Here is a 25677-nt window from a genome sequence, read left to right on the forward strand (position 1 = left end):
GACTTTCTTCGGAAAGTGACGGCACCGATATATCAGGAAGATCGGCCATTTCCATCAGGAAATCGTAATTTGTAGGAGAGATCAGTTCTCCGCCGTCGCGCTTTGTTCGGGCTGCGTTCCCAACAACTCGTTTGCACCCACACGGACTGCGGCGCCCAGATATTTCACATATTCAATGAAGAGCACGCGTAACGTGTCGCCTTCGGCCACCCAGCTGTGTTCGCGATGCTCCCCGTTCACCACCGGATAGGGGATGAATTCCACGTCCTTCATGAGATAGGACATTTCCAGCGTGCTGCGCGGAATATGATAATTGTTGGTGACCAGGATCACACGGCGATAATTGTTTGTGCGAATCCAGCGTTCGCTTTCCGCAGCATTGCCAATGGTATTGAGCGCCGAGCGGTCGAGATCGACGCAGCAATCGAACAGGCTCTGGTCGGCATGTGTTGCGCGCTGCAGTGCCTTTTCGTTGGTCGACGGATGAACACCGCTGATCAGAAGCCGCTTTCCGCGCTTGTCTTTCAGAAGGTTGACCGCAGCCTGAATTCTGGACTGGCCACCGGTCAGAACGATGATCGCATCGGCGGGTTCATCGATAGTCGGCGGCTGCATGCTGGTGACCTTTTCACCGAACGCAACGAAGCCGACGAGAAACGCCAGAAGAATGATAAACAGAACGATGGAAACCGGCTGGAAACGTCTGAACATGCGGATCATGACAGACCACAGGAAATTACCGGACGCAAGTGCAAAGGATTGCAGGTGGACGTGGTTCCGGCTGCGGCGCCAGACCACATCTTTGGGCAATCCGTTTGCTGTCTGCCTCTGTGCCACTGCATCGTCACTCGACCGGTGCCCGCCCGATAGCGCTTGCGGGGTTCGCGCGTCATCTCGTCTTCCATCATAGCCAGCATTGCGGCGAGAAGTCGGAGAAGCGGCTGAAAATCCCGTCCTGAAAGCGCCCGTATCGGAAAAGGTCTTCATTCGGAGCGCACCCCCGGGCCGTCCATGGTTGCAAGCTGGCGGATCACCGTCAGGCGGCTGGTCAGCATGGTCAGGAAACTGACCAGAATGATGATGACGCCGGCACCGATATACCCGCTGCGCCCGATAGCGAAATTGCCGAACATGGCGGCCGCCTGATCGCCTTCGGGCGTCGCCATATGGCTCGATGCCCACCAGGAAAAGACCAGGAACACGACCATCGCCGTTGCACCGCCGCACAGTGCGCCCTTCAAGGCGGTGCGGAAGAAATGCCATTCGAACTCGCGCGCTACGAATTTCGATTCCGCACCGATGAAATGCAGCACCTCGATAATGTGTCCGTTGCCCGACATTGCGCCGCGCGTGGCAAAGATCACAGTTAGGACTGTTGCCGCGATCACAAGCCCGAGGACACCCGTCCCGACGAGTACGGTCGTATGCGCCATCGAGACAAGCCTGTCGACCCAGGTGCGATGGTCGTCAAAGGTTGCAGCCGGAATGGCTCGTGTGATTTCAGCACGCATGGTTTCAAAGTCAGGCGGTGCATTTTCGTCGATGGTGACGACGACCAGACGCGGCACAGGCAATTCATCGATGTTTAGACCGCTGCCGAGCCATGGTTCAAGCAACCGCGCGGTCGCATCCTTATCAATAATGCTCGTGCCTTTGACGCCAGCAAAACCGCGTGCGATCTCGCTCGCCTGGGTCAACGCCTTTTCCATGTCCTGTCCATCGACAGGCCTGATCTGGATCGTGGCTTCGCGTGCGATCTGGCTCTGCCAGGCTGCGGCCGAGGCGCGAACGAGCGTAACGCCGCCCATCGTCAAACATGCCAGAAAGGTCATGATGGCAATCACAATGACGAGCGCGGTGCCCGTTACGCTGCCATCGGGAACGATGGGACTTGGCCCCTGACGCTTCCGACGCTTGCCGATACGGACAAGCAGCATATCCTTCAGGTCTTCCAAACGGAGACGGACATCATCAAATTTACGCTGTAAGGCGTTCTTTGCATCAATCATAGATGTCGAGCCGCCCATGTTCGAGGATCATGCGCCGCGCATCGACCTGATCCATGAGGGACAGGTCGTGGGTCGCTATGATGACAGCCGTACCCGAACGGTTCAGCTCGGTAAAAAGCCGCAAGAGACGCTTTGCGAGCGGCGGATCGACATTACCGGTCGGTTCGTCTGCGAGAAGCAGTTCCGGCTGGTCGATCAGCGCCCGGGCAATTGCGGCGCGCTGCTTCTCACCGCCCGAAAGGACGGGGGGAAGCACATTCATGCGATCGCCCAGCCCAACCCAGTGCAGAAGCTCCTCCACCTCGTGACGATAGGTCGCCTCTTCCTTCCCGCGCACGCGTAGCGGAAGCGCCACATTTTCATAAGTGGTCATGTGGTCGAGCAGGCGAAAATCTTGAAAAACGATGCCGATACGGCGGCGCAGAAGCGGTATTTCCGCATGATTGAGCCGGGCAACATCCTTGCCGAAAATATTGATGAGGCCGCGCGTCGGCTTCAGCGCCATGAAGAGAAGGCGCATAAGCGAGGTTTTTCCCGCCCCGGAAGGTCCGGTCAGGAACTGGAATGAACGCGGCGGAATATGAAAACTGACATCGCGCAGGATTTCAGGACCCATTCCATATCGCAGGCCGACATTCTCGAAACGTATCACCGGGCTGTTTCTCTTCAATTGTCCGCGCTGAAGGACGCACGGATGACATCGATATCGGATCGACCTTTATCCTCTATGGTTAATGTTGCGTTAATTCAGCCCGAGCGAGCCTTAAAAAATGCATGATCGCGACTGCGGCCATGAAGCATTAACCAATATGAGCCAGTCTATAACGCCGGTCGAAGGAGCGAAAACGCAAAGGAAGATGACGTCATGATGGCGAAACGACCATCAACAGCGCAGATGTCGCGGACACCTTCGCGCGAAGACCATCCCACCGCGTGGTTTGCCGTCGATCACGGTCCTGTCGAGGATGCCGAATTCGAGACTATCGTCCCGGCTTCGCCTCGCCGAAAATCCTTCTTCACCGTCATTTCGCAAAAGCCGTACGCATCGCGCAAATTCGCGTCCAAAACCGGTCCGACCAGCGAATGGCCAGGTTTCGGATACTGGGTCTTCGTCGCTCTTTGCGCGACAAGCGCCTTCTGGGTAGCGGGCGGATATACGCTGCTTGCCGACAAACCGGCTTCTCGCGGACAGCCGCTGCTGCCACTGGTTCCAGCGCTTCAGCTGACCGACCTCAAAACCAACATGCCGGAGAATAGCGATGTTCTGAGCGTCGGCGGGCGCATTCGCAACACCACCTCGGAAGAACGCATTGCGCCTCCGCTGATCGTCGTAATCACCTACAGCAACGGCAGCAAACGGGAACGCCGTCTGGCTTCGGGAGAAACGATGCTGAAACCCGGCGAATATATCGAATTCGAGACGATGCTGCCCGCGCTGCACGGCACCATCGAAAAAGTCGACGTCCGACTGGCGGAGCGGGCTTAGCAGGCGCGGCTCACAAAACGCTGGTGGATTGTTTGCTACTGCCAGCAGCCGAGATTGCGACCCTTGAGGTTGTGCGAGTCGATCTCGACCACAAGGCGCGGATCTTCACGCAGGAGGACCAATGTCGTGCGCTGCTTGAGGTCGATCTTCTGCCAGCCTGCGCATTCGGTCGGCATGGGACTGCTGTCGATCTTCACTTTTTCGGTCCACGCCGTCGCCGTACAGCCGGACAGGGCTGCAACGATCGGAACGATTTTGGCTGTCCCGGAAACGAGCCTTTGCGCTTTCGTCCCACGATGAGTGTTCAAGGCTGACAACTCCAATCTGCCCCGCGAACCACCCGCCAATCGCTTCTGCGATGGAGAGCGTCGCCCGTTCGACATCTGTGCTTATAACGTGCCGCGCTCCCTTTCCGCAATATAGCCGAACGGGTTTACCGGCTTTAAAAAAAGCTCGGTCCGACAACGTTGAAGGCACACCGGAACCCGAATTAGAAGAGATATAAAAGCAGAACCGAATATAATAAGAATAGCCTCCCTATTTACTGGAACGATGGGATAAATCCACAGGAAACGAACATCGACAAGCAAGTTAAACATGGCTGTAGAAAGAAAAAGGCGATTATATGCTTCTTGCTAAATGATTCGCATGCAGCAGTTTCACTACACCAACCCTGGGGATTTCCATGCTGAACAAATTGTCGGCTGAATTTTTCGGCACATTCTGGCTCGTTTTCGGAGGCTGCGGCAGCGCGGTCCTCGCCGCGGCCTTTCCTGAGCTGGGCATTGGCTTTCTGGGCGTAGCCTTCGCCTTTGGTCTGACGGTCCTGACCATGGCCTATGCCGTCGGCGGCATTTCCGGTGGCCATTTCAATCCTGCCGTTTCGTTGGGACTCGTGGTTGCAGGCCGCCTTCCGGCTAAAGACCTTGTCCCTTATTGGGTTGCGCAGGTCCTGGGGGCCATCGCGGCCGCGGCCGTGCTTTTCCTGATCGCTTCTGGCAAGGATGGCTTCACCCCCGGAGGATTTGCATCGAACGGTTATGCCGAGCTTTCGCCGGGCGGCTATAGCATGATGGCGGCCCTGCTTATTGAAATCGTCCTCACGGCGTTTTCATCATCATCATTCTCGGATCGACCTCTTCGCTGGCGCCGGCTGGCTTTGCTCCGATCGCCATCGGCCTTGGCTTGACTCTGATCCACCTGATTTCGATCCCGGTCACCAATACCTCCGTCAATCCGGCTCGCTCGACCGGCGTTGCCCTGTTTGCCGAAACGGCAGCACTCGGCCAGCTTTGGCTGTTCTGGGTTGCACCGCTTGTCGGCGCCGCCATCGGCGCAATCATCTGGAAAGGCTTGCTCGGCAAGGATTGATTCCGAAATGGCAGCAAGGGAAAGGCCGGCTCAAACCGGCCTTTCCTGCGTTCAGGGTTGTGCCGCAATTCCTGCCAGCACCCCACAAAATAGTTCCATAAAGTGGTTCCGATCATGGGAGGGATGCTGTAAGTAACATCTAATTTCTTGGTGTCACGCATTGTCCGACGCAAGGTCGCTTCGCGCTTTTGCTGGAAATGCCTCAGATGTAATGAGCAATGTCTCCCGCAACCGACGCTTCCTCTGCTGATCGTTACGCAGCATTCCGACACTCTGCCTTCAAAAAATATTGGGGCGCCCGTTTCCTGAGCGCTTTTGCGGTCCAGATCGTAAGCGTCTCGGTCGGCTGGCAGATCTACGACCTGACACGCGACGCGTTCAATCTGGGCATGGTCGGCCTGGTGCAATTTCTGCCGTCCCTATTGCTCGTTCTGGTGACCGGTGCCGCCGCCGACCGCTTCGGCAGACGCTTCATCATGGGTCTTTCGCTCATTCTGGAAGGCATCGTGACGGCATTGCTGCTCGGCCTGACGCTCGCAGGCCTGTTTGAGCCCCTGACCGTCTTTGCGGCACTGACACTTTTCGGCGTGGCGCGCGCGTTTCTCGGTCCCTCCTCCGCATCGCTCGTGGTGAACCTGGTGCCGACAGAGGATTTCGCCAACGCCGTTTCATGGAATTCGTCAGCATGGCAGGTGGCAACAATCGTCGGTCCGGTTGCAGGCGGTCTGCTTTACGGGATTTCGCCGGTGGCGGCCTATTCCGTAGCAACTGTCTTCCTGCTGATCGGTTCCGTGCTCATCTTCTCCATCCCCAGACCAAGGCAGCACACCCTTGCAGAACGGCGTTCGCTGACGAGCATGCTGGCTGGCTTCCGTTATATCTGGAAGGAAAAGATTGTCCTCGGCGCGATTTCACTGGATCTCTTCGCCGTTCTCCTCGGCGGAACAGTGGCCCTCCTGCCAATTTATGCGCGCGATATCCTTGATCTCGGACCTTGGGGACTCGGACTGCTGCGCTCCGCACCCGGAATTGGCGCCGTTCTGACGGCTGTCTGGCTGGCCGGACATCCCATCCGCGACCATGCAGGCCGCGTGATGTTTCTATTCGTCGGTCTCTTCGGCTTCTTCAATATAATTTTCGGCGTTTCTACCCTGACATGGCTGTCGGTCGTTGCCCTCGCGCTTGCGGGCGCCGCTGACATGATCAGCGTCTATATCCGGGAAACCCTGATGCAATTGTGGACGCCCGACCACGTGCGCGGTCGCGTCAATGCAGTGAACATGGTCTTTGTCGGCGCATCGAATGAGTTGGGGGAATTCCGCGCCGGGCTTATGGCCGCGGCCATCGGCGCCGTTCCCGCCGTAGTCATCGGTGGACTGGGATCGATTGCCGTTGCCGTCGTCTGGGCTGCAATGTTCCCGCAATTGCGCAAGGCACGACACCTGCAGGGGCGAACCTGACTGTTGAAACCGACCCCGGATCGTCAGGAAGTGGACGCGCTGCGGTTCGCCTTATCCATCCGATCCTGTATGGCATTCCGGTCATCGTGACTGATGCCAACCAGTTCGGCCACCCGCCACATCACGTCTGCCTCGACTTCGCTCACCTTGCCGTCGGCATAGACCATGTCCCACATCAGACCGATCAGGTCGAGCCGCGCCTGATAGTCAAGCTGCCGCTTCAGAACAGACGTGAAATCTGACAGGTCAATGGCTTCCTGATCGGCTTTTTCCGCAGCACGGATCAGCTGCTTCAGACTGTCGCCTTTCAGATCATATTTCAGCGACAACATGGAAGAGAGCTTCTTGCGCTCGCTTTCCCGCGTTTCACCGACGGCATCCATGATGTGATAAAGCAGGGCGGCAGCAGCCAGTCGCGGGTCGTCATTGGAAAATTTTTCATTCCGGTCACGAAAACCGCTGGCCGGAAGCTCTTTTAGAAAATCCAGAAAACGATCGAACATTCAACCTCGCTGCCACATTCAAAGCTTGCCGGCCATATCAGCGGCGTTGGCATATTTTCATCAACAAGATTGAAGGTAACGGGCTCAGCACGTCGCGCAAGGCGGTAAACGGCCTATACAACCGTTTACCGTCCAAGAGTTGCGCTGCGTTGTTTTTCGGCAACGATCAGCGAAGGCAGAATCAAAAAAGCCGCAATCCGCTCTGCGCCTTTTGCGTAGTTTTGCTTTTATCGACGCCCGGATCATCCACCACGATATGCGCGTGACGCTGCTCATCCTCAGAATCCGTTGCGCCAGCAACGTCGTCGACCAGAGGCGGCTTCATCTCTTGCAACTGAGGCGCCGGAGGCACCGAGCGCGCTTTGACCGGCTCGGCTGCGGGCACGACGACTTCGGCTTCCTCAACATCGCGAACAGCCGGCTTGTGCTCAGGCCGGGCGGCTGCAGCCATCGCGTCGGCCTTTTCCCTCGGCTTTGGCAGAACAATCGGATTGTCCGGTTTCGTTTCCACCGGCCCCTTGATTTCGGGTTTTTCCGCCTCGATGGCTGGAGCGAGTTCCACCACCGGAACCTTCCACTCGAAACTGTTCAGCCGCCCCGTGACCGGCGATACCGGCGACCATTGTTCGGAAACATAGCCGTCGGCGGTCCACGCAGGATCGCGCGGCGCCCTGACGGCGCGCGCCAGCCACTCGCGAACCTTGCCCTGATCGCCGGTTTCGGCCTCTTCGATGTCGGCGAGCAATAGATAGGCGCTCTCGCGGGGGGAGGCGCGCAGAACCTGCTCGGCATTGTCGCGGGCAAGACGATAATCACCCGCCTCGTAAGCCGCACGCGCCAGAGCAAGACTACCTTCGGCATTGTTGGAGCGCAACGATACGAGATGCCTTGCACGCTTCAGGCGGTCCTGGGCTGTATCGCCCGATCGAGCATAGACGTAGGTTGAAGCGATATCGGGATGCGGAACCCGTTTCCAGGCCGCCTCCAGAATTTTCGAGCCTTTCCGGATATCGCCATCGGAAAATAGCGCGCGTGCCGCAACCACGGCGGCAGGCACCAGATCGGGTGCGAGCTTGTTCGCCTCCAGCGCGAGCGTCCGTGCCTGCGCATGATCGACATCGACAACCGCCATCGCCTTGGCGGTCAAAAGCGCGGCACGTTCCTTCTTCACCACATCCTTGCCATGGGCGAGCGCCTGCTTGCGTGCATCGACGAGCTTCAACGCCGCATCCCAATCGCCCTCCGCGCAAAGCTGGCCCATCATCGCCGACGAGGCCCATTCAAGTTGCGGAGCTTGGGCGGAGGCTTCAGCGGCATAATGACGGGCGGCGTCGCGAGCGCCAACGCGCTGCGCTTCGATATAAAGCCCACGCAAGCCGAGCAGCCGTGTCTCAGGATCGTCCACCATCGCCTCGAAACCCTTGCGGGCATCTTCCGTGCGCCCTTCGAGCATAGCGGTCTGTGCTTCCAGAAGCTTTATCAGCGGCTCCTGATCGGAACTCAGCAACTGACCAGCCTGCTTCGTCATGCGGCGCGCGGCTTCGGCATCCCCGGCACCGGCCGCAATCAATCCGGTCGAAAGCGATTGATAGCCCCGGTCTCGCTTGCGTGCACGAAAATGACGGCGCAGCGTGTAGGGGGACTGGATAATGCTTTTGACCAGCCACCACAGGATGAGGATGGCCGCGACAAGCGCCACGATCCCTGCAACGGCGGTAATCAGCGGCACATTGTAATGGTTGCCCGCGAAAGTGACGTCGAGTTCGCCCGGACGGTCCGCAAGCCATGCAAAACCGAAGCCAAGGGCAGCAACGATGACGAGATAGAACAGGACCCGCAACATCGCCCCGCCTCCTATTGGCCGGAAGAGGCCGGAGCCCCACCGGTTTCATCTGCGGACGTCTTGGGTTTCAAGCTGTCGGCGACGAGCTGCTGCACAAGCGCATCGGCATCACGCCGTGCCCGCATCTGATCGGCAAACTCCTGCGAGGTCGCCTTGGCATCGGCGGGCAGCTGTTCCCACTCGGTGAGCGCACGCTCCAGATCACCAGCCTGAAGGGCTGCTTCCATACGGGCAGTGATCGGTCCAACGCCGGTTCCGCTGACATTGCCCGCAACCGGGCGCACGCTTACCAATCCTCTGGCGCTGGCGACGAGCTGGTCCCAAATTCCGGCATCGGCAGGCAGTTTGTTCTCGGTCGCGACAATCCGGTTTGCGACGGCGCCGAACCATGCATTCAAATCTGCTACAGTCGGAACGCCCTTGTCGGCATGGGCGCGCAACTGTTCGATGGCCGTTTCATCTGGCACGACAGACGCGTAGGTGTCGAGCTCCGCCTTGAACGAACCACCACGATCAATCGCCATTTTCAGCGCATTCGCCGCGATGAGCGCCGTCGCGTCGGGCTGGCGTGAAGCCTCACTGACCTTTTCCTGCAAGGAGGTCAGTTTCGATTCGAGCGATGAAATCGTGCCGCTGTTCCCGGTCACTCCGGCTGTTGCCTCGTCGGCCCGGCTCTGTGCCGCCGAAAGCTTGCTTTCCAGCGCATCAAGCCGTGCGGACAAGGCAGTAGTATCCTCGGCCTGCTGCCCGGCTTCCTTCGGCAAGGCCGCCATTTGCTGCTGGAGGTCGGCGAAGGAGCCCGCGACTGCCTCTGCCTTGATTTCAGCCGCCTGAACATTCTTTTCCAGCGCCGCAAGCTGTGCCCGGCTTGCATCGTCAAGCGGAGCCGGTGCCGGATTACTGCGCAGATTGGCGATCTGCTGTTCCATATGCGCCAGCTGTTCCGCCGTCACTTTCGCGCCGGGTGACGGGACGACATTGCCCCATTGCAGCGCCAGCAGACCGCCAAGGCCGATCACGCCGCCGGCAATACCAGCCAGAAGATGCGACGCGCCCGCACCGCTTTTTTGCGCAGGCTGTTGGATTTCCGGTTTCACACCCGATGTAAAGGGCGGTCCGGCATAGGTTGTATTTTCCGGCTTTTCAGTTTTGGCGGGCTTTTCGGCGGTTGACGATTCCCCTTTCGGCGGTACCGGCTTTGCGGTTTCCGTCTTCAGGCTCTCGGTTTTTGAAAAGGTTCCTACTGGTTCCGCGTCCGGTGTCGCCTTCGCCGGTTCGTCAACCCGCTTCACATCCGAGGGATCGAGATTAATCGTCACGGGGTTGCGGGCAGGTTTGGAATGTCGCGGAGTGCCGGATTTCGCCATGGATCCTCTCGAAGTACCAATTGGTTGTCTCAACTCTAACAGATAAAATCGCCAGATGAAGGAAGGTTGCGCCAAAATGAGTCAAAGTTTGGCGAACAGCCGGAAAAGTCCCTCCTCATCCGGATGGTCCGCAACAAGCGCGTTCGCCCGCCAGACGGGCGGCAATCGATCAGCTACGCGGAGGGAAATGCACAAAAAGCGCGTTTTTTTATCAAAAGGCGGTTCGACTCTGCGCATCGCATCCACAAAGCTCGTCGCCGCAACACCGGAATAGAGCATGACTGCGGCAAAAGGCGCATCGCCCAGCGCAGTTTGGAGGGACGCGGCCGTGTAAGCAATCGTCTCGGTGTCGTAGACATCGACAACATGCATATCGAGTTTTGCGGCCCGCATCTGGTCCTCGAAAACCGGCTGGCGCACCCGTCCGGCGAGATAAAGGATACGAGCTTTTTCTGGAAGTTCGCGCTGCATGGTCGCCGCAAGCCGAACAGCGTCGCCGCCGCCATCAATCACGCTGCCGAAACCGGCCTTCCGCGCTGCCTGCGCCGTTCCCTGCCCCACGGCAAAGAGCGGCAGGTCAAGAAACGGCTTCAGCTGTTCCATGTCCATGTGGTGAAAGGCATTCGCGCTTGTCACTGTCAAAGCCGCAAATGGACCGGCGGGCACAGCAAAAGAAAGCGCAACGGTCCGGCTCAGCGGAAGCAAAACCGCCTCATAGCCTTTTGACGCCAGTCTCGCGGCAGTCCGGGTGCCTGCCGGTTGCGGCCGCGTTACCAAAACCCGGCCAAGAGATGCGATGAGTGCAGGTCCCGCCAAATCTATTCCCAGCCCTCGAAGAATTTGGGACCGGCCTTCGCGCGCAACCGCTCCGCTGCGTCCGTGCCGAGTGCGGCAGCATTCGATGTCGGTCCCTCGGTCCTTATCTCATGCGCCTCAGTCCCGTCAGGCTTCAGGATCATGCCGTGGAAGGACACCCTGTCGCCGTCAACGGTCGCAAGCCCGGCAATCGGCGTGCGGCAGGAACCGTCAAGGGCAGCGAGAAAGGCCCGTTCGCAAGCAAGCGCTATGCCTGTTTCGCGGTGCGCAAGCGGGGCCAGCAGCGCATCAATGCGCGTATCGCCAATACGGGTTTCGATCCCGATCGCGCCTTGTCCCGGCGCGGGCGGAAAGCTTTCCGGATCGACGAGATCGGTGATGACGTCACCAAGGCCCAGACGCCGCAACCCCGCGCAGGCGAGAAAAGTCCCGTCGACCTCCCCGGCTTCCAGCTTACGCAAGCGGGTATCGACATTGCCGCGGAAAATTACCACTTGTATGTCGGGCCGAAGGCGGCGGATCAAGGCCTGACGGCGCAATGATGACGATCCGACTGTCGCGCCCTGCGGCAGATCGAGAAGCCGGGAAGCCGTACGGCCGATAAAAGCATCGCGGGGATCTTCACGCTCAAGGAAAACAGAAAGATGAAGACCATCCGGCAGAACCGTCGGCATATCCTTGGTCGAATGGACGGCAAGATCGATTCGACCGTCCGTCAGCGCCTGCTCGATTTCTTCGGTAAAAAGCCCCTTGCCGCCGATTTCAGAAAGCGCGCGATCCTGGATGCGGTCGCCCGCCGTCGACATGGCTATTATTTCTATCGCCTCTTCCGGAAGACCATGCGCCTTCATCAGGCGTCGACGCGTTTCATGGGCCTGCGCGAGAGCGAGCTTGCTGCCGCGCGTGCCAATCTTCACCGTGCCATTCTTCAAGGATGCTGTTTGCATATTGCTTCGTCCATGGTACCGGATTTTTCAAATGAATTATGAGACAGGCAGGGTCTAACCGCAAATGCGCATTCTTGGAATAGAAACAAGTTGCGACGAAACAGCCGCCGCAATCGTCGAACGGGACGATCAGGGCGGAGGACGGATATTGTCCAACGTGGTTCTGAGCCAGATCGCCGAGCACGAACCCTATGGCGGCGTGGTGCCGGAGATCGCCGCGCGCGCCCATGTCGAAGCGCTCGACCGGCTGGTTGTCCGCGCACTGGACGACGCTGACATGAAACTTGCCGACGTCGATGCGGTCGCCGCCACGGCGGGGCCGGGATTGATCGGCGGGCTGATCGTCGGGCTGATGACAGCCAAGGCGCTGGCCATGGCGGCACAAAAGCCTTTTTATGCCGTCAATCATCTGGAGGGCCATGCCTTGACGGCCCGGCTGACCGATGGCCTGTCTTTTCCCTATCTGCTGTTGCTCGTTTCCGGCGGTCACACGCAGATGGTGCTGGTGCGCGGTATTGGCGACTATGAGCGCCTCGGCACCACGATTGACGATGCACTTGGCGAAGCTTTCGACAAGACCGCAAAGCTTCTGGGCCTGCCTTATCCGGGCGGCCCGGCAGTCGAACGCATGGCGCTTCAGGGCGATCCGAAGCGTTTCGCCCTGCCGCGGCCATTGAAAGGCGAAGCACGGCTCGATTTTTCCTTTTCCGGTCTCAAGACCGCAGTGCGCCAGACAGCAACCGAACTTGTTCCCTTGTCGGATCAGGACGTGGCCGATATGTGCGCCTCTTTTCAGGCTGCGGTCGCCGACACGCTGTCCGACCGGGTGGGTCGTTCGCTTGAACGCTTCAAGAATGAATTCCCAGATTGTGAAACACCGGCGCTCGTTGTCGCTGGCGGGGTTGCGGCGAATAAGACCCTGCGCACCGCGCTCGAAACCCTATGCGCCCGGCATGGTTTCAGCTTTGTCGCTCCACCGCTCGATCTGTGCACGGACAATGCCGCAATGATCGCCTGGGCCGGTGCCGAACGGGCGGCGACCGAAGCGCCCGACAGGCTCGACCTTGCACCGCGCTCGCGCTGGCCGCTCGATGAAAAGTCGGCGCCGCTGATCGGAACCGGACGACGCGGAGCGAAGGCATGAGCACGAAAATTGCCATTTTGGGCGGCGGTGCATGGGGCACTGCTCTTGCTGCCATGGCATGCAGCAGCGGCCATAACACATGGCTATACGCCCGCGATGACGAAACAGTCGATGCCATCAACCGAACACATCGCAATACGCGTTATCTGGGCGAAATCGTGCTTCCCGACGCTATTCATGCAAGCACGGATGCGGCGGCTGTGGTGGGGGGGGCTGATGCGGTTCTGGCAGTCATCCCAGCACAGGCCATGCGTGCCGGACTTTCGCAGTTGTCTGATCTCATTGCGCAACGCACTCCCGTGGTGCTTTGCGCCAAAGGGATAGAACGCAGCACCGGACGGCTGATGTCGGAGGTCGTGGCGGAAGTCCTGCCGAACCACCGGATCGCAGCCCTTTCCGGTCCGAGTTTCGCCACCGACGTGGCGCGCGGACTTCCGACCGCCGTGACCGTTGCCTGCGAGGACGCCCCAACTGCCGACCAGCTTGCAGCACTCCTGTCCGGCCCGGCTTTCCGCTGCTATTCGACAACCGATCTCAAAGGTGTCGAGATCGGCGGCGCGCTGAAGAATGTGCTGGCCATTGCCGCCGGGGCAGCCGTCGGGCGCGGCTATGGCGCGAGCGCTCAAGCCGCCCTCGTCACGCGCGGATTTGCGGAACTCCGCCGCATCGGGCAGGCCATGGGCGCCAGACCCGAAACCATCATGGGCCTTTCCGGCCTCGGCGACTTGATGCTGACCTGCTCGTCCTCCCAATCGCGCAACTATTCCTATGGGCTGGCGCTTGGACGAGGCGAAGACCTCACCAACCGCCCGCTTGCCGAAGGCGTGGCCACCGCGCCGATCGCCGCCGAATTATGCCGCAAACACGCCATCTCCGCCCCCATCATCGATGCGACGGGAGCGTTGCTGGATGGCACCATCACCATTGACGAAGCCGTGACGGCTCTGCTCACCCGACCACTCAAGACCGAAGATTAGAGCGTGATCCCGAAAAGTGGGAACCGGTTTTCGGACAAGACCATGCTCAACGGAAAGGATAATTGACGATGCTTTTTGCTCTTCTGTGCAACGACAAGCCGAACCACCTGCAAGTGCGCCTCGATACGCGCCCTGCGCATCTCGACTATCTCAAGGGTCTTGGCGACAGGCTGAAATTCGCAGGCCCCTTCCTTGGTGAAGACGGCAAGCCGAACGGCAGCCTGGTCGTTGTCGAAGCCGCCGACAAGGCCGCAGCAGAAAAGATCGCCGCCAACGATCCTTATGCGCTGGCGGGCTTGTTCGACAGCGTGACCGTGCGTCCGTGGAACTGGGCGATCAACAATCCGGCTAACGCTTGAGGCTTTTGACTGATGGCTTACTGGCTGTTCAAATCCGAACCGTTCAAATGGTCATGGGACATGCAGAAAGCCCGTGGCGAAAAAGGCGAGCAGTGGGACGGTGTGCGCAATTATCAGGCGCGCAACAACATGCGCGCCATGAAACTGGGCGACAAGGGCTTTTTCTACCATTCCAATGAAGGGCTGGAAGTGGTCGGCATCGTCGAGGTCTGCGCGCTGGCGCACCATGACAGCACAACGGACGATCCGCGCTGGGAATGCGTGGATATCCGGGCTGTGCGCGACATGCCGAAGCCGGTGACGCTGAAAGATGTGAAGGCCAATCCGAAGCTGGAGAAAATGGCGCTCGTCACCTCGATGCGTCTTTCGGTACAGCCGGTGACTGAAGACGAATGGATCGAAGTCTGCCGCATGGGCGGACTGGACGTCAAAGATATCTGATGCTCGATCCGGCCCATAAAAGCGCGCGCGATTTCATTCTGGCTAACACCAGTCTGCAAGCGCCACCGCATGTGCCGGAAATTCGCCTTCATCTGGCGGATGAAGCCCACGACCTCTGGCACAAGACGGAGGAAGAGCTCGCCACGATCGGCCTTCCGCCGCCCTTCTGGGCTTTCGCATGGGCGGGCGGTCAGGGTGTGGCGCGCTATATTCTGGATCATCCCGAAACGGTGAAGGACAAGACGGTGCTGGATTTCGCCTCGGGTTCCGGCCTTGTCGCCATTGCCGCCATGCGGGCGGGCGCATCAAGCGTGCTGGCTTCTGACATTGATCCCTTCGCGGGCCCGGCCATCGAACTCAATGCTGAGGCCAATGGCGTGGCGGTTGCCCCCTCTTTGGATGACCTCATCGGGCAGGATGCCGGCTGGGACGTGATTCTGGCCGGAGACGTCTTTTATGAAAAGCCGCTCGCCGAGCGGCTCATTCCATGGTTTTCAGCCTTAGCGGCACGCGGCGCCCGTATCATCGTTGGTGATCCGGGCCGGGCCTATCTGCCCAAGGACAAGCTGCAACAGCTTGCTGTCTATACGGTGCCCGTGACCCGCGCCCTGGAGGACGCGGAGGTCAAGCGCACGACCGTCTGGGCATTTATTTAGGCAAACCGCTTGGCACCCGCCACGCAGACGACCACAACAGCCGCCGTCGCTACCATCCCCATGCTGACGGATTCCCCTGCGATACCGGCAGCCAGCATAAGCCCAAAGAAGGGCTGGAGAAGCTGCAGCTGGCCGACAGTGGCGGCTCCACCCTGCGCCAGGCCGCGATACCAGAAGAAAAAGCCGATCAGCATCGAGAACAACGAAACATAGCCGAGACTTATCCAGGCCGGTGCGCCGATGCCTGCCCATGTCTCAGGCCGCGTCATCACGCTTAACGGCAGCATGAGCGGCAGCGAGAACACCAGCGCCCAGCAGATGACCTGCCAGCCGCCGAGCCTGCGCGAAAGCTGCGCCCCTTCCGCATAGCCCAGGCCGCAAACGATGACAGCGGCAAGCATCAGCACATCACCCAGCAGCGTGGACTGGCTTCCCTGTCCGTAGGCATAGGAAGCGACAATCAGGCTTCCCACCACCGAAAACAGCCAGAATATCGGGCGTGGGCGCTCGCCGCCGCGCAGGACAGCGAAGATTGCGGTAGCGAGCGGCAGCAATCCGATAAAGACAATCGCATGGGCGGAGGTCATATGCTGGAGCGCAAGCCCCGTCAGAAGCGGAAAGCCGACGACCACGCCAAGCGCCACCACAATCAGCGAAATGGCATCGTTACGGCGAGGAAAAGGTTCCCGGAACGCCAGCAGGAGCGCCAGTCCCAGCACGCCTGCAATCGATGCGCGCACCATTGTCAGGAAGGTCGGGTCGATATCGATTACCGCCAGCCGTGTCGCAGGCAGCGACCCGGAAAAAATCAATACTCCCAAAAACCCGTTGATCCATCCCGCAGTCTTATTCCCAACATTCTTGCTCATCGTGTCTTTTCGGCTTTCTCTAAAATCGTATAAGGATTCGCGAGACAATGCCGTGAAACTGCCGGATTAATCAGGGACAGTTTCCGGACAATTCTGGCAAACTGTACTGGTACAAGGAATAGTACAGATGATCTCGACGGGCCTGCTGCGCAGCCTCGAAGCTGTAGAAGCCGCTTATGCAAGCGGGGAAATCGAGCGCGGCAAGGAAGACGCCGCCTTCGACAAAATACCGCTCGTGGAAAAAGTGATGGGCATTATTCGCGGACGCATTACCGCGATGAGCCTCGCACCCGGCGCGCGGCTGCCTTCCATCCGTCGCCTCGCCGAAACCATGAACGTGTCTAAATCCACCGTCGTCGAAGCCTATGACCGACTGGTAGCTGAAGGGATCATCCAGTCGCGTCGGGGCGCGGGCTTCTATGTTTCGGAGCGCGCGCGCCAGCCGCTTTCGCTCGCCGCTGCCACGCCACACAAGGAGCGTCAGATCGATCCCTTCTGGGTCATGCGGCAATCGCTTGAAGCAGGCGACACCACGCTTAAACCCGGATGCGGCTGGCTTCCCGACGCATGGCTCCCGCAGGACGCAATCCGTCGCGCCATGCGCATGGTCGCCCGCGACGAGACAAGCAACCTTGCCACCTATGGCGAACCGCTCGGCTTTCGCCCGCTACGCCAGCATCTTGCGCACCGGCTCGGCGAACAGGGGATCGACGTTTCGAGCGGAGAAATATTGCTGGCCGATTCCGGCACGCAGGCCATCGATCTTATCTGCCGCTATCTGCTGCAGCCGGGAGATACGGTGCTGGTCGATGATCCCTGTTATTTCAATTTTCAGGCCGTGCTTCTGACGCACCGTGTAAAGCTCGTCGGCGTTCCCTATACCTACACCGGCCCGGACCTCGAAGCCTTTGCCAGAGCTGCGAGCGAGCACGCGCCGAAACTCTATATATCCAATGCGGGGCTGCATAACCCAACCGGCGGCTCGATGACGCCGGCCACTGCGCACCGGCTGCTGAAACTTGCGGAAGCGCACGGCATCACGCTCGTGGAGGACAACATCTTTGGTGATTTCCATCCCTCTCCCGCGCCCTTGCTTGCCGAACTCGACGGCTTCGATCGTGTCCTGCATATCGGTAGCTTCTCCAAGACGTTATCGGCGGCGGCTCGCGTCGGCTATATCGCCGGGCGTCGTGACTGGATCGACGGGCTCACCGACCTGAAGCTTGCAACAAGCTTTGGCGGGAATGCATTGTCGCCGCAGATCGTGCATGCACTTTTGACGGACGGCACCTACCGCCGCCATGTCGACAGCCTTCGTGCCAAGCTGGCCGATGCCATGACGCTAACTGCCAGCCGCCTGAAAGCGGAGGGCCTCACGCTCTGGACCGAACCCCAAGGCGGCATGTTCCTTTGGGCAAAATTGCCGGATGGGCTGGACTCCGGCCAGATTGCCCGGCATGCTCTGGAAAAAGGCGTGCTGTTCGCGCCGGGCGACGTCTTCAGCCCCTCCCGCTCGGCAGGCGGTTTCCTGCGCTTCAACGTTGCGCAATCGCTGGAACCGTACGTTTTCGCGGTGCTGCGCGATGCAATGCGAGACCTCCGCAGCAAAGCCGACAACTGAAAACACGCCTCGGCATTAGCGCTCTCACATCGAAAACAATTTCAAGCAAAAGAGACACAGTCATCCGGACGGCTCCGGTTATACTCCTGCGACATGTCTTTGGAGGAGACATCGCGTGTTGCATCGTCGGTTTAGCGTCTAATGACATAATGCCATGACGATCCAGCACAGGGAGAACGGAGAGAGCAGGCTGGCGATGCGTTCGCGCCTGCTGGGAGGGAGTATCATTGAATACGCACCAGTCCGGGGCGGATGCGCTTTCGCGTCCCGAAGATGAAAAATTATCTGTCACTGCCAACCTGGCTTACGGCTTTCAGCATGTGCTGACCATGTATGGAGGGATCGTCGCGGTTCCGCTGATCATCGGACAGGCGGCGGGCCTCAGCCCGGCCGAAATCGGCCTGCTGATCACCGCATCCCTGTTTGCGGGCGGTGTTGCGACCGTCTTGCAAACCATCGGTATCCCCTTTTTCGGCTGCCAGCTTCCGCTTGTTCAAGGCGTCTCGTTTTCGGGCGTCGCCACCATGGTCGCCATCGTCACGTCGAGCCAGACGGGCGAAGCAGGCTTGCAAGTCGTGCTGGGGGCCGTCATCGCGGCAGCCGCGATCGGCCTTATCATCACGCCGATATTCTCGCGGATAACGCGTTTTTTTCCGCCGCTCGTCACCGGCATCGTCATCACCACCATCGGCCTGACACTGATGCCCGTTGCAGCGCGCTGGGCGATGGGCGGCGACAGCAACAGTCCGGAATTCGGCAGCATGGCCAATATCGGTCTCGCAGGCATCACGCTGGTTATCGTTCTCATTCTCAGCAAGATGGGCAATGCCACGATCTCCCGGCTGTCGATCCTGCTTGCCATGATCATCGGGACCTTCGTTGCCTGGGCGCTCGGCATGACGGACTTTTCCAGGGTGGGCGAAGGTTCAATGGTGGCACTGCCTGAAATCTTTCATTTCGGCATGCCGGTATTCAGCCTTGCGGCAACGCTCTCGATGTTCATCGTGATCATGGTTACGCTGGTCGAGACCTCTGCCGATATTCTGGCTGTCGGTGAAATCATCGGGACGAAAGTGGATTCGCGGCGTCTCGCCAATGGCCTGCGTGCGGATATGCTCTCAAGCATCCTGTCGCCGGTTGTGGGCTCATTCACCCAAAGCGCTTTTGCGCAGAATGTCGGCCTTGTCGCGGTGACAGGTGTGAAAAGCCGCTATGTCGTGGCAACGGGGGGATTGATTCTCATCACGCTCGGTCTCCTGCCGGTAATGGGCCGGGTAATTGCCTGCGTTCCTCCGGCTGTTCTGGGCGGGGCAGGCATCGTCCTGTTCGGCACGGTGGCTGCAAGCGGCATCCGCACCCTTGCGAAAGTGGATTATGAGAACAATATCAATCTCATCATCGTGGCAACCTCCATCGGATTCGGCATGATCCCGATTGCCGCGCCGCAGTTCTATCACCACTTCCCGACTTGGTTTGAAACCATTTTCCATTCCGGCATCAGTTCGGCGGCGTTGATGGCTATTGCGCTCAACCTGATGTTCAACGAGATCAAGCTCGGCAACAGCAACCAGATGTCAGTCTTTGCGGAAGGTACGGAACGCATCATTCGCCATCACAACATCGCTGAATTGCATGACGGAGATTATTTCCTGAACGGCAAGCTGTACGATGCCAAGGGCAACGAGGTGAAGGTCGCTGCCATACACTGAAACAGCTATCTCAGGACGCGGATTACAGTCCGGCTTGTCAGATGAGGCAGGAGGCGCGCCATGTCGGCGCGCTTCAATGCTATGCAGCCTTCGGTCGGCGTATAGCCCGGTCGCGCCAGATGGAAAAAGATCGCGCTGCCGCATCCGCGACGGCGCGGCGCGATGTTCCAGTCCATGACGATGCAGACGTCGTAGAGATCGTCGCGCCGCCACATATCCTCGTGACTTGCCGCATAAGGCAGCCTGACGGGACAGTTGTAATTGGCATCGGACGGCGCATCGCACCAGCCGTCCAGACGCCGGACACGACTGAGCGGCAACCGTGAGGATGGCAACAAACCCTTGTCGCCCCGCCTGTATCCATAGAGCAGCCGCATGGTTGCCAGAGGCGTCGCGCCATCACCTTCGCGCTTGAAAGCGCTGATGCCCCCCTTGCCAAGAGCACATTCTAGCACCAGATTGCCCGCAACAAGCAAGCCGCGAGTATTGTGACCCGGCTTGGCCCGAACATCGATGACGCCAATTCCCCGGCTGATTCCATATCTGGCCAAGCCCCGCCTCCGTGACATGTTTGTTTAAAACCGTTGTCGGCGGACGCAAAAACCTGTTTCGCGTTTCGCCGCTTCAACTTGTCTCCATTAAATGTCATAAAACACCAAGAGCCATTTAAATCAAAGATTAACGAGGACAGGCATGACAGGCCGTACGATACTGATTGTGGACGATGACGAAGATCTCCGTTCCATCCTCGTCGAACAGCTGGAGCTGTGCGAAGAATTCCAGATCCTGCAGGAAGACAATGCCACCAAGGGCATCCAGACTGCGCGAAACGGCATTGTTGACCTCCTGATCATGGATGTCGGCCTGCCAGATATGGACGGTCGGGAAGCTGTAAAGCTGCTGCGCAAGGGCGGCTTCAAGGCGCCGATCATCATGCTCACCGGTCACGACACAGAATCGGATACGATTCTCGGCCTCGAATCGGGCGCCAATGATTACGTCACCAAGCCGTTCAAATTCGCGGTCCTTCTGGCCCGCGTGCGTGCGCAGCTGCGCCAGCATGAACAGAGCGAGGATGCTACTTTCATCGTTGGACCCTATACGTTCAAGCCCGGCCAGAAATTGCTCATTGATGAGAAGGGCAGCAAGATTCGCCTCACCGAAAAGGAAGCGGCGATCATCAAGTACCTTTATCGCGCTGGCGACAAGGTTATCGGCCGCGATGTCCTGCTGGAAGAGGTGTGGGGCTACAATTCAGGCGTCACCACGCACACGCTGGAAACCCACGTCTATCGTCTGCGTCAGAAAATAGAAAAAGATCCGTCCAATGCGGCGCTTCTCGTCACAGAAAGCGGGGGATACAAGCTTGTCCCATGATGGACAGCGCCCGATGCAGGTGTATTGACGATCCATGGCGCTTGATGACGATATTCGCATTCTCGGCACGGTGGGCCTGTTCGAGTCTTTCACGGCCGAACAGCTGCGGTTGCTTGCCTTCGGTGCCGAACGCCTGGTTCTCAGAGCCGGACGTGAGCTTTTCCGTGAGGGGCAAAGTGCCGACTGCGCCTATATCGTCGTATCGGGCAGCATTACCCTGTTTCACGAACAAAACCAGGGGCGGATAGCCATCCGCCCCGTCGGCCCCGGTGCCATGATTGGAGAAATGGCCCTCATCGCCCAGACCTCGCGTCTAACCGGTGCGGTCGCCGAAGCCGAAACCGAAGTCATCCGCATCAGCCGCGCAATCTTTCGGCGTATTCTGGAAGAATATCCGGAAGCGGCAGCAGCACTCCACGCCCATATCAGCCGCAACCTGCTGGAACTGATCGGCGAAATCGAAAAAGTCGCGCCGCGGCTCAACGGCGGCTGATCTCTCAATCCAGATTGAATGTCGCAATGACCGGCACGTGATCGGACGGCCGGTCCCAGCCACGCGCGTCGCGAAGGATTTGCAGGCCCTGCATATGCCCTTCAAGATCGGCGGAACCCCAGATGTGATCCAGCCTGCGGCCACGATCCGATTCATCCCAGTCCTTGGCGCGATAGCTCCACCAGGTGAAGATTTTCTGGTCTGCCGGAATAAGATGCCGCATCAGGTCGCTCCAGCCGCCCTTGACGCGCAAATCTTCCAGCGTCTCGGTCTCGATCGGCGTATGGCTGACGATTTTCAATAGCTGCTTATGCGACCAGACATCGTTTTCGAGCGGGGCGATGTTGAGATCGCCGACGAGGATAGATGACAGCCCATCCTGCCGGTCGGCGACAATGGCGCGCATTTCCTCGAGAAAAGCCAGCTTGTGCGCAAACTTCGGATTGATTTCCGGGTCCGGCTCGTCACCACCCGCGGGTACGTAGAAATTATGGATGCGAAGCTTTTTGCCGCCTGCTTCGACCACCGCGCTCAGATGCCGGCAATCGCCCATATCACAGAAGCCAATCTTTTCGACTCCTGTCAGCGGACGTTTGGAAACCGTCGCCACGCCGTGATAGCCCTTCTGGCCGCTGATCGCGATATGTTCATAACCGAGCGCGCGAAACCCTTTGGCCGGGAACAGATTGTCGGGACATTTCGTTTCCTGAAGACACAGAACATCCGGCTGATAATCGCGCAGAAACTGTTCGACCAACGGCATGCGCAGGCGAACGGAATTGATGTTCCAGGTAGCAACGGAAAAAGCCATGAAGATAGGACTCGCAGCAACGAAAGGATGCTGCGAACCTAATCATTTATCCGGCAAATGCAAACGGATTGCCTGTCACAAACTGACGATTACTGACCTTTGCGCTTCATGGCGATGCGCTGATAGTCGATCTTGAACATATCGTCGGTAAAACGCACGCCTGTGCGCACATTGAAGATCATGACAGTGGTATCGAGCTTTTGCGCGTCGGTGATGGTCCACTGCTTCAGCTCGTAGGATTTGGGATCGAACATCATGGTGATTTTCGAATCGCCGAAGATCGACTTGTCGCCCAGCACCAGCGTGGTCATGTCCGGCTCCTGCTTCACATTCTGAAGACGGCCGCCGCCAAGATCAATGCGGTCTGCCAGAAGCAGCTTCAAGGGCGTCTTGGAAAGCGGATAAAGGTCCCATGTGTCGAGCTTGCGATTGTTGATGACGACCGATTCGCCATCCGAAATCACCCGGATCGGGGAATTGTTGTAATTGAAGCGAATCCTGCCCGGACGCTCGATATAGAAAGTGCCGCCCGTCTGCTCGCCCTTCGGTCCGAACTGCACGAACTCGCCGGTCATGGTGCGTACCGATGAGAAATGGTCTGCAATCTGCTGCGCCGCCGCACCGCCGCCAGCGCCCTGCGCCATCGCGGCGACCGGTGCCAGAACCAGCGACGTCATTCCAAGCCCCAGCGCTCCCATTCCCAACACGGCTGCAAGGCGTCCAGCTTTCGCGAAGGCGGTGAAACGGGAGAATATCATCGGCAAACTTTCTCTTTTCGTCATTCTGTTTCACTACGCCGTCAGTTGGGCGCGAGTATGGCCATCAGAAATCATCGTCACCGGTCGGCACCAATATTTCACGCTTGCCCGCATGGTTGGCGGGACCTACAATGCCTTCCTCCTCCATGCGCTCGATGATGGACGCAGCACGGTTATAGCCGATGCCCAGACGGCGCTGGATGTAGGACGTCGAAGCCTTCTTGTCGCGCAGAACCACGGCGACGGCCTGATCATACGGATCGTCGGAATCCTCCAGATTGCCGGTTCCGGCCGGGCCGCTGCCGCCTTCGTCCTCGTCTTCATCCTCGGTGATGGCGTCGAGATATTCCGGCACACCTTGAAGCTTCAGATGCTGCACGATGCGCTCCACCTCGTCGTCACCAACGAATGGGCCATGCACGCGCTGGATGCGTCCGCCGCCAGCCATGAAGAGCATATCGCCTTGGCCGAGAAGCTGTTCGGCGCCCTGCTCGCCCAGAATGGTGCGGCTGTCGATCTTCGATGTGACCTGAAACGAAATGCGGGTCGGGAAATTTGCCTTGATCGTTCCGGTGATGACATCGACCGAGGGGCGCTGCGTGGCCATGATGACGTGAATGCCCGCTGCACGCGCCATCTGCGCCAGACGCTGCACCGCGCCTTCGATATCCTTGCCCGCGACCATCATCAGGTCGGCCATTTCGTCGATGATCACGACGATATAGGGCATCGGTTCGAGATCGAGTTCTTCCGTCTCGTAGATCGCCTCGCCCGTATTGCGGTCAAAGCCGGTCTGCACGGTGCGCGCAATCGGCTCACCCTTTTTCTGCGCAAGGCCGACACGCTGGTTGAAGCCGTCGATGTTGCGCACGCCGACCTTGGACATCTTGCGATAGCGGTCTTCCATTTCGCGCACGGTCCATTTGAGCGCGACGACCGCCTTCTTCGGATCGGTGACAACAGGTGTCAGCAGATGCGGAATGCCGTCATAGACGGAGAGTTCCAGCATCTTTGGGTCGATCATGATCAGGCGGCATTCCTGCGGCGTCATGCGATAAAGCAGCGACAGGATCATGGTATTGATCGCCACCGACTTGCCCGAGCCGGTGGTACCGGCCACGAGAACATGCGGCATCTTGGCGATATCGGCGATGACCGGCTCGCCATTGATGGTTTTGCCGAGTGCAAGCGCCAGCTTCGCCTTCGATTGCTCGAAGTCGCGGCTTGCCAGCATTTCGCGCAGGTAAACCATTTCGCGCTTCGGGTTCGGCAGTTCGATGCCGATGGCATTGCGCCCCGGAATGACCGCAACGCGCGCCGCGATCGCGCTCATCGAGCGGGCAATGTCGTCGGCAAGGCCGATGACGCGCGAGGACTTGATGCCGGGAGCTGGTTCAAGCTCATAAAGCGTCACCACCGGGCCGGGCTTCACATTGATGATTTCGCCGCGCACGCCGAAATCTTCCAGCACGCCTTCAAGCAGACGCGCATTCTGTTCCAGCGCGTCCTTGGAAAGCGCTGGGTCGCGCTGAACGAGCTTCGGTTCGGCAAGGAAATGGAGCGACGGCATTTCAAAAACGCCATTGTCCTTGAGGAAGGAGGGCTGCGCCTCGCGCTGGGCGCGCGGGCCGGGCTTCGGCGACGGTGCGGCCTGTTCCACACGCGCCTTGCGGGCGCGGGGCGGCGGCGCATCATGCCATTCCTGACCGGCGAGCGGCGTGTCGTCATCCATATCGTCCATATCGAAAGGCGGCGCGTCGTCGACGGCGGCAGGCGCCCCGAAACCGGGCTCCCGGCGCGGCGCACTGCGCGCTTCGGCGTTGCGGCGCACGACGCGCATATCGTCGAAATCGTCCTCGCGCGAGCGCCGTCGACCCAGCCCGGTCAGGCGCTTGAAATTGGCGGTCGTCGTCAGTGCCAGATGAGTGAGAGCCCCCATAAGCTGAAAACCGCCACCGGCAGATGCTTCATCATCCTCGTCATCAGCAACAAAATCATCTTCGGCACCGCGATGAGCCGAGACTTGCCCGGGGTTGACAATACCTGCGCCGCGCCCGACGATGCCGCTGGCAAAAAGGCAGAGCCAGAAAGCAGGGACTGCAAGGACAAGTGCAATGCCCGATGCGATTGCGCCTTGCGGGAAACCGCCGAGGAAGAGGCCCGGGAATTTCAGGATCATGTCGCCGAAAACGCCACCGAGGCCGATTGGCATCGGCCAGCTTGCCGGCACGGCAAAGCAGCTCGCTATGGCGGCAAACAACAATGCGGCGCCGAACCATGCGAAGCTGCGCTTGGCCACACGCCCGATGCCGCCGCGCGTCATCAACAGCAGCGACCAGACAGCAAGTGGAAGCAGGGCGGGAACGCTCGCCAGACCGAAAAACTGCATGGCAATGTCGGAGAACACAGCGCCCGGATAACCGAGCGCATTCGTCACCGGATTGTCGGTCGCGTGGCTGAAGCTCGGATCGGCCACATTCCATGTCGCCAGCGCGCCGACAGCCATGCCGGTGAGCGCCAGGAGCCCCAGGCCAAACAGGATATAGAATTGCCTGCGGAAGAGATTGGCCAGTTTCAGCCTGTCTTCCGTAATCCGCTCGTCACGCAGCGGGTAAGAGGGCGAATATCCTTGCCGCATATAGCCTGTCCCGAACCGAAAT

25 protein-coding genes and 1 pseudogene are annotated in these 25677 nt (G+C 59.2%); 12 read left to right on the plus strand and 14 right to left on the minus strand.

The genetic code is table 11. The features are described from left to right. Nucleotides 1-81: 81 nt before the first annotated feature. Genes F9K78_RS12805 through ftsE form a run of 3 tightly spaced genes read right to left on the minus strand, consistent with a single transcriptional unit; the run spans nt 82 to nt 2625 of the window. Nucleotides 82-987, minus strand: a complete 906-nt coding sequence (locus F9K78_RS12805) for a YdcF family protein (protein ID WP_121984907.1) — start codon at nt 985-987, stop codon at nt 82-84. Continuing rightward, nucleotides 984-2009, minus strand: coding sequence for a cell division protein FtsX (locus F9K78_RS12810; RefSeq protein WP_376903007.1), 1026 nt, complete (start codon nt 2007-2009; stop codon nt 984-986). The genes F9K78_RS12805 and F9K78_RS12810 overlap by 4 nt, the downstream gene beginning before the upstream one ends. Continuing rightward, nucleotides 2002-2625: a cell division ATP-binding protein FtsE gene (ftsE, locus tag F9K78_RS12815; protein WP_235925422.1), complete on the minus strand. Its 624-nt coding sequence runs from the start codon at nt 2623-2625 to the stop codon at nt 2002-2004. Before ftsE ends, F9K78_RS12810 begins: the two co-directional genes overlap by 8 nt. Before the next feature lie 249 nt (nt 2626-2874). On the opposite strand from ftsE, the gene F9K78_RS12820 reads away from it, so the two are divergent. Continuing rightward, entirely contained in the window at nt 2875-3495 is a 621-nt protein-coding gene (locus F9K78_RS12820) for a hypothetical protein (RefSeq protein ID WP_151682227.1), read from the plus strand. 35 nt (nt 3496-3530) lie between these two features. On the opposite strand, the gene F9K78_RS12825 is transcribed toward F9K78_RS12820, so the two are convergent. Beyond that, entirely contained in the window at nt 3531-3803 is a 273-nt protein-coding gene (locus F9K78_RS12825) for a hypothetical protein (RefSeq protein ID WP_121984909.1), read from the minus strand. A gap of 377 nt (nt 3804-4180) precedes the next feature. On the opposite strand from F9K78_RS12825, the pseudogene aqpZ reads away from it, so the two are divergent. Both aqpZ and F9K78_RS12835 read left to right on the plus strand, forming a co-directional pair. Then, a pseudogene (gene aqpZ, locus F9K78_RS12830) lies at nt 4181-4866 on the plus strand (aquaporin Z). 218 nt (nt 4867-5084) lie between these two features. Then, on the plus strand, nt 5085-6326 hold the full coding sequence (locus F9K78_RS12835; protein ID WP_121984910.1) for an MFS transporter: 1242 nt from the start codon (nt 5085-5087) through the stop codon (nt 6324-6326). A gap of 23 nt (nt 6327-6349) precedes the next feature. Here F9K78_RS12835 and F9K78_RS12840 read toward each other — a convergent pair whose 3' ends face one another. The 5 genes from F9K78_RS12840 to hemC form a co-directional block, all read right to left on the minus strand. Then, nucleotides 6350-6829, minus strand: coding sequence for a tellurite resistance TerB family protein (locus F9K78_RS12840; RefSeq protein ID WP_151682228.1), 480 nt, complete (start codon nt 6827-6829; stop codon nt 6350-6352). A gap of 181 nt (nt 6830-7010) precedes the next feature. Further along, nucleotides 7011-8672 (minus strand): heme biosynthesis protein HemY, encoded by a 1662-nt coding sequence (locus tag F9K78_RS12845; protein WP_121984912.1) that lies wholly within the window; start codon nt 8670-8672, stop codon nt 7011-7013. 11 nt (nt 8673-8683) lie between these two features. Beyond that, complete coding sequence (locus F9K78_RS12850) at nt 8684-10039, minus strand: COG4223 family protein (RefSeq protein ID WP_121984913.1); 1356 nt, start codon at nt 10037-10039, stop codon at nt 8684-8686. An 81-nt stretch (nt 10040-10120) separates the two neighbouring features. Continuing rightward, nucleotides 10121-10855, minus strand: coding sequence for a uroporphyrinogen-III synthase (locus F9K78_RS12855; protein WP_121984914.1), 735 nt, complete (start codon nt 10853-10855; stop codon nt 10121-10123). Nucleotides 10856-10857: 2 nt separating this feature from the next. Beyond that, nucleotides 10858-11802: a hydroxymethylbilane synthase gene (gene hemC, locus F9K78_RS12860; RefSeq protein ID WP_121984915.1), complete on the minus strand. Its 945-nt coding sequence runs from the start codon at nt 11800-11802 to the stop codon at nt 10858-10860. A gap of 64 nt (nt 11803-11866) precedes the next feature. Here hemC and tsaD point away from each other — a divergent pair, with 64 nt between their 5' ends. The 5 genes from tsaD (at nt 11867) to F9K78_RS12885 (ending at nt 15379) form a co-directional block, all read left to right on the plus strand. Next, complete coding sequence (tsaD, locus tag F9K78_RS12865) at nt 11867-12946, plus strand: tRNA (adenosine(37)-N6)-threonylcarbamoyltransferase complex transferase subunit TsaD (RefSeq protein ID WP_121984916.1); 1080 nt, start codon at nt 11867-11869, stop codon at nt 12944-12946. Beyond that, nucleotides 12943-13923 carry an NAD(P)H-dependent glycerol-3-phosphate dehydrogenase gene (locus F9K78_RS12870; protein ID WP_121984917.1) on the plus strand — a complete coding sequence of 327 codons (981 nt, stop codon included), beginning with the start codon at nt 12943-12945 and terminating at the stop codon, nt 13921-13923. Before tsaD ends, F9K78_RS12870 begins: the two co-directional genes overlap by 4 nt. Before the next feature lie 68 nt (nt 13924-13991). Further along, nucleotides 13992-14282 (plus strand): YciI-like protein, encoded by a 291-nt coding sequence (locus tag F9K78_RS12875; protein ID WP_121984918.1) that lies wholly within the window; start codon nt 13992-13994, stop codon nt 14280-14282. A gap of 12 nt (nt 14283-14294) precedes the next feature. Further along, on the plus strand, nt 14295-14723 hold the full coding sequence (locus tag F9K78_RS12880) for an EVE domain-containing protein (protein WP_121984919.1): 429 nt from the start codon (nt 14295-14297) through the stop codon (nt 14721-14723). Continuing rightward, complete coding sequence (locus tag F9K78_RS12885; RefSeq protein ID WP_121984920.1) at nt 14723-15379, plus strand: class I SAM-dependent methyltransferase; 657 nt, start codon at nt 14723-14725, stop codon at nt 15377-15379. Before F9K78_RS12880 ends, F9K78_RS12885 begins: the two co-directional genes overlap by 1 nt. Here F9K78_RS12885 and F9K78_RS12890 read toward each other — a convergent pair. Beyond that, nucleotides 15376-16248 (minus strand): DMT family transporter, encoded by an 873-nt coding sequence (locus F9K78_RS12890; protein WP_121984921.1) that lies wholly within the window; start codon nt 16246-16248, stop codon nt 15376-15378. The two genes, F9K78_RS12885 and F9K78_RS12890, sit on opposite strands and share 4 nt — an antisense overlap. Before the next feature lie 127 nt (nt 16249-16375). Here F9K78_RS12890 and F9K78_RS12895 point away from each other — a divergent pair, with 127 nt between their 5' ends. After that, nucleotides 16376-17869, plus strand: a complete 1494-nt coding sequence (locus F9K78_RS12895; protein WP_121984922.1) for an aminotransferase-like domain-containing protein — start codon at nt 16376-16378, stop codon at nt 17867-17869. A gap of 227 nt (nt 17870-18096) precedes the next feature. Then, nucleotides 18097-19578 carry a nucleobase:cation symporter-2 family protein gene (locus tag F9K78_RS12900; protein ID WP_121984923.1) on the plus strand — a complete coding sequence of 494 codons (1482 nt, stop codon included), beginning with the start codon at nt 18097-18099 and terminating at the stop codon, nt 19576-19578. A 5-nt stretch (nt 19579-19583) separates the two neighbouring features. On the opposite strand, the gene F9K78_RS12905 is transcribed toward F9K78_RS12900, so the two are convergent. Further along, nucleotides 19584-20129 carry a L,D-transpeptidase family protein gene (locus tag F9K78_RS12905; protein WP_121984924.1) on the minus strand — a complete coding sequence of 182 codons (546 nt, stop codon included), beginning with the start codon at nt 20127-20129 and terminating at the stop codon, nt 19584-19586. Between the two features lie 142 nt (nt 20130-20271). Between F9K78_RS12905 and F9K78_RS12910 the strand changes: the two genes are divergently transcribed. Both F9K78_RS12910 and F9K78_RS12915 read left to right on the plus strand, forming a co-directional pair. Then, entirely contained in the window at nt 20272-20955 is a 684-nt protein-coding gene (locus tag F9K78_RS12910) for a response regulator transcription factor (protein WP_006467959.1), read from the plus strand. Between the two features lie 34 nt (nt 20956-20989). Beyond that, nucleotides 20990-21448: a cyclic nucleotide-binding domain-containing protein gene (locus F9K78_RS12915; RefSeq protein WP_121984925.1), complete on the plus strand. Its 459-nt coding sequence runs from the start codon at nt 20990-20992 to the stop codon at nt 21446-21448. Between the two features lie 4 nt (nt 21449-21452). Here the strand turns inward: F9K78_RS12915 and F9K78_RS12920 are convergent, their stop codons facing one another. The 3 genes from F9K78_RS12920 to F9K78_RS12930 all read right to left on the minus strand — a co-directional run bounded on the left by F9K78_RS12920 (nt 21453) and on the right by F9K78_RS12930 (nt 25655). Further along, complete coding sequence (locus F9K78_RS12920; RefSeq protein ID WP_121984926.1) at nt 21453-22259, minus strand: exodeoxyribonuclease III; 807 nt, start codon at nt 22257-22259, stop codon at nt 21453-21455. Nucleotides 22260-22348: 89 nt separating this feature from the next. After that, nucleotides 22349-23017, minus strand: coding sequence for an outer membrane lipoprotein carrier protein LolA (locus F9K78_RS12925; RefSeq protein WP_174813452.1), 669 nt, complete (start codon nt 23015-23017; stop codon nt 22349-22351). A gap of 64 nt (nt 23018-23081) precedes the next feature. Then, a complete protein-coding gene (locus F9K78_RS12930) occupies nt 23082-25655 on the minus strand; it encodes a DNA translocase FtsK (protein ID WP_121984928.1) in 2574 nt (857 codons plus the stop codon). Nucleotides 25656-25677: the final 22 nt, after the last annotated feature.

The organism is Brucella pseudintermedia (genome assembly GCF_008932435.1).
GTDB classification, from domain to species: Bacteria; Pseudomonadota; Alphaproteobacteria; order Rhizobiales; family Rhizobiaceae; genus Brucella; species Brucella pseudintermedia.